General features: G+C 45.2%; 3 protein-coding genes. All 3 read right to left on the reverse strand.

Annotated features, from left to right (window positions below):
• Positions 1 to 796: 796 nt before the first annotated feature.
• Positions 797 to 2,269, reverse strand: a complete 1,473-nt coding sequence (lysS, locus tag ACYVR3_RS15995) for a lysine--tRNA ligase (protein WP_054737541.1) — start codon at positions 2,267 to 2,269, stop codon at positions 797 to 799.
• 110 nt (positions 2,270 to 2,379) lie between these two features.
• Entirely contained in the window at positions 2,380 to 3,375 is a 996-nt protein-coding gene (dusB, locus tag ACYVR3_RS16000) for a tRNA dihydrouridine synthase DusB (RefSeq protein WP_461245001.1), read from the reverse strand.
• 92 nt (positions 3,376 to 3,467) lie between these two features.
• On the reverse strand, positions 3,468 to 4,346 hold the full coding sequence (gene hslO, locus ACYVR3_RS16005) for an Hsp33 family molecular chaperone HslO (protein WP_461245002.1): 879 nt from the start codon (positions 4,344 to 4,346) through the stop codon (positions 3,468 to 3,470).
• Positions 4,347 to 4,629: the final 283 nt, after the last annotated feature.

Below are 4,629 nucleotides of genomic sequence, written 5' to 3' on the forward strand. Positions count from 1 at the left end.
ATTACATTTGATATCACCGAAGTGATATACCCTGCACATTTGTGAAACAAAACTTTGTTCAGTTTTCAAAGGTCTACTTTGAATAATTTAAGCAATTGCCTTTCGACAACTATTAAATCATATCATGTGTTGAAATCCAAGTCAACGTTTTTTTATCAAATAGTTGAATGGATATTCAATTGTGTTAGTCGTTGAGGTGAATCACCTCGCTGACAACAGAAATAACTATACCAGCTATCCTTCATTTGGTCAACACTAAAACTCAACTTTTTTCTTGATGCACCGTTGTTTCCACCCAATCAGCACTAATGATCACCCTTGTATTTTTCCAATACACAAACAATGGTCTCTACCATATCTCAATAACACATAATGAATATTCATGCTAATTCTAGTTTTAACAGTAACTTTCGCGACCTAAACTAGTCTAATTCAGTTTTGTAAAAACGAACTTTTTCTCCATTTAAATAAAAAATTATCGGATTTTATTGATTAGCGATTTATTTTAAGCAGCTTCCCAATTCATTAACTTAATCATCAACGACTCAACGTTCATCGCATTTCATTACCCGCTTACGGCCATCATTAACACATTCAAAAATCATCACTAATCATCATTTGCTCACTACGAACTGCCAATAACCGGCCGTTCCTTCTAACTGGTCTACATTTTTTTACCATTTGGCATTCTCATTATGACTGTACTCAGCTCCTAAGGAATTTCCTGACGCAAAAAAAGTGTTACAGCACCTTTACCTCGGTAACTGTAACACTTTTTAACTGATACTAGTTTAAATTAGTCTTCCGGCCGCATTGTTGGGAACAACAACACGTCGCGAATTGATTCAGCATTCGTCAAGAACATCACGAGCCGATCGATCCCGATTCCGAGACCACCAGTAGGCGGCATCCCGTATTCCAAAGCTTCGATGAAGTCTTCGTCGATGCCTTCCGCTTCATCATTACCAGCTTCACGTTCCTTGACTTGGGCTTCAAACCGTTGCCGTTGGTCAATTGGATCGTTCAACTCAGTAAAGGCGTTGGCGAACTCGTTACCAAGAATGTACAGTTCAAACCGATCCGTAAAGCGTGGATCGTCTGGGTTCTTCTTGGCAAGTGGTGAGATTTCAACTGGGTGGCCATAGATAAAGGTTGGTTGTTCCAACTTATCCTGAACCTTTTCCTCAAAGAAGGCGTTGATAATGTGACCGACTGTCCAGTAGTCTTCATAGTGAATACCGTGTTCGTCGGCTAACTTCTTAGCATCCGCCACACTCATTTCAGGCCAGAAATCGACACCGGTTTCCTGCTTGATTGCATCCACCATGTGGACCCGAGCAAAATCCTTGTGTAAGTCGATCGTGTGGTCTTGGTACGTGATCACACCGTCATCGGTAACGGCTTGCGCAGCGGCCTTAAAAATGCCTTCGGTTTCATCCATAACATCATGGAAGTCAAAGTAAGCCACGTAAGTTTCCAACATGGTGAATTCAGGGTTATGACGCGTATCCATCCCTTCGTTCCGGAAAACGCGACCAATTTCGTAAACGCGTTCCATCCCACCAACGATCAACCGCTTAAGGTGCAATTCCAGCGCAATTCGCAGGTAAAGGTCGATGTTCAAAGCATTATGGTGCGTAATGAATGGTCGAGCACTCGCGCCACCGGCTTGGTTGTGCAAGACTGGCGTTTCAACTTCAGTAAAGTCGAGGCCATCCAAGTAAGCCCGGATTGCTGTGATGATCTTGCTGCGCTTCTTAAAGCGGTCAAAGCTATCAGGGTTGGCAATCAAGTCCAAGTACCGTTGACGGTAGATTTGTTCCTTGTTTTGTAACCCATGGTACTTTTCAGGTAATGGCCGTAATGCCTTAGATAGGAACGTTAGCTTGGTTACCCGAATCGTTAATTCGCCCATATCCGTTTTAATGATGTCGCCTTCGATACCTAGGTGGTCACCAATATCTGACCGTTTGAAGATGTGGTAAACGTCTTCGCCTAAGATGTCCTTACGTACGTAAAGTTGAATCCGACCACTTCGGTCTTGAAGATCAGCAAAGCCAACCTTGCCTTTACCACGTTTTGATACCATCCGTCCGGCAACAACCGCCACTTTTTTGGCGTCGTTTAACTCATCCTTGTCTTCGCCATCAAACTCATCGTGCAATTGCTTTGCCAAATAAGTTCGTTCGAAGCGATGACCAAACGGATCAATGCCGGCCTCTCGTAGTTCGTTCATCTTTTCGCGACGAACCCGGAGTTGGTCGTTCATTTCTTTATCTTTTCCAGCCACACTAAAACCTCCATAATTTCGTTCTTCCGTCTTTAATTTTGACAACCCTCAATAAAAAAAGCAAGCTCTTTTGCCTGCTTTTTCAGAATTTAACGGCCAACTGCTGGTAAAGCCGCCAATTTTTCTAAAAATTCATCGAAAATGTTGATCATTTCCTGCTCAGTTTCAGCGTTGTTTAACGCGGCTTTGGTCCGAGCGGAGTGAGAAATACCCTTCAAGTAATAGGCTGCTTGACCACGGAATTCCCGTGGGCCCGCAAAATCACCCTTTAATTCAACTAACCGATGTAAATGCTCCTTGGCGGTATCAATCTTCTTGGTTGGCGTTGGTTCGTCGATCAACTCGCCAGTTGCCAAGTAGTGCTCAGTTTGTTTGAGCATCCAGGGATTACCCATCGCTGCTCGCCCGATCATCACGGCATCCGCCCCAACGTAATCCAGCATCTTCTTGGCGTCTTGTGGCGTCTTAACGTCCCCGTTACCCATGAACGGAATCGTTAATTCATCGGCAACCGATTTTAAGACGTCCCAGTCAGCGTGACCTTGATACATTTGCTTTCTCGTCCGACCATGCATGGCTAATGCAGATGCGCCAGCACGTTCAGCAGCCAAGGCATTTTCAACGGCAAACACGTGTTGGTCATCCCAACCGATTCGCATCTTGACCGTTACGGGCTTCTTAACTGCATCCGTGACGTAGGAGACCATCTCATAAACCTTCTTTGGATCCAACAGCCACCGCGCACCGGCATCTGTCTTGACCACCTTGTTCACTGGACAGCCCATGTTAATGTCGATAATATCAGCTTTCGTGTGTTGATCCACAAATTCAGCGGCTTGAACAAGCGTTTCCTTGCTCCCGCCAAAAATTTGAATACTCATTGGGTGCTCAACGGCATCCACAAACATCATATCTAACGTTTTTTGGTTATGGTACATAATGCCTCGGTCGGAGATCATCTCACAAACCACGAGACCGGCACCGAATTCTTTACAAATAACTCGGAATGCCGAGTTTGTTACCCCTGCCATGGGCGCAACAACGACTTGATTTGGGATCTTAACGTCACCAATCTGCCATTCCATTCGTTTCACCTCTTAAAATATCCTGGTTATTAAACCGTTACAACGACTTTAAAACTGCGTTTGTTATCATAGCACAAATTAACGGCCAAGGGTTACATCTTAGCTAAAATCGTTCGTAGCTCAGCTTCATCAAACTCATACGTATTCCCACAGAAATTACAACGGGTCTCCGCATGGTGATCTTCTTCGATAATTTCGGTCAGTTGCGTTTTGGAAATACTTGCTAGCGCCTTCGCAAATTGATCCTTTGAGCAATTGCATTTGAATGCGACCGGCATCTTGTCCAGCACTTTAACGTTGCTTTCCCCAAATAATAGGTTCAGCATGTCTTCTGGCCGTTGACCAGCTAACAGCAATTCTGACACCATTGGGACTTCTTTTAACCGTTGTTCCAAGTGCGCAATCGCATCTTCTGAGGCGTCAGGCATGACCTGGACTAAGAATCCACCCGCAACCTGAATCGTATTGTCATCGTTAACAAAGACTGAGACGCCAACGGCCGATGGAATCTGTTCTGATTGAGCCAGATAATAGGTAAAGTCATCACCAATTTCACCAGAAGCCAATGGTACTTGCCCGGTATACGGCTTGTCCAAGCCCAAATCCTTGGTTACTGACAGCGAGCCTTCAACCCCAACGGCCTTAGCAACATCAATTTTGTGGTGACTGTTTAATGGTAAGTTCACGTGGGGATTTTGTAAGTACCCCTTCACCGTACCATTCGCGTTTCCGTCAACTACGATACCCCCAACTGGGCCACCGCCATTGATTCGAACTGTTAACGTATCATCACCCTTAAGTACAGACGATGACAGCATCAGTGTCGCCACCAAACTCCGACCAAGTGCGGCCGAAGCAGCTGACCAAGTGTCATGCCGCTGTTGAGCCTCTCTCACTAATTCGGTCGCATCCACGGCGTACGCCCGAAACTGCCCATCATCTACGACACTTTTGATTAAATAATCCGACATAGTATCCTCCTTAGAACGTTCAGAGTATTATAGCACATCTACAAGTATCGAAGAAAGCGTTCAGACTGTACGGCCTAATCGACGTTCGAGAACCGCATTTGACTGAGCCCGTTTACAACCTGCCGATAGAAAAATTCACCTGGACTTTTTGCTGTCGGTTGCGTCCAGCGTAAGCATGTTTAGTTTGTGAAATTCGGTAATTCTGGTTTTTGTAGTGGGAGGATGCCGCGGGAGGCTCCGGCGCTATGCGAGGCTGGAACGCAGTGGCGGGCCTACGAGCTAG

The sequence above is a fragment of the Secundilactobacillus muriivasis genome (assembly GCF_054785195.1).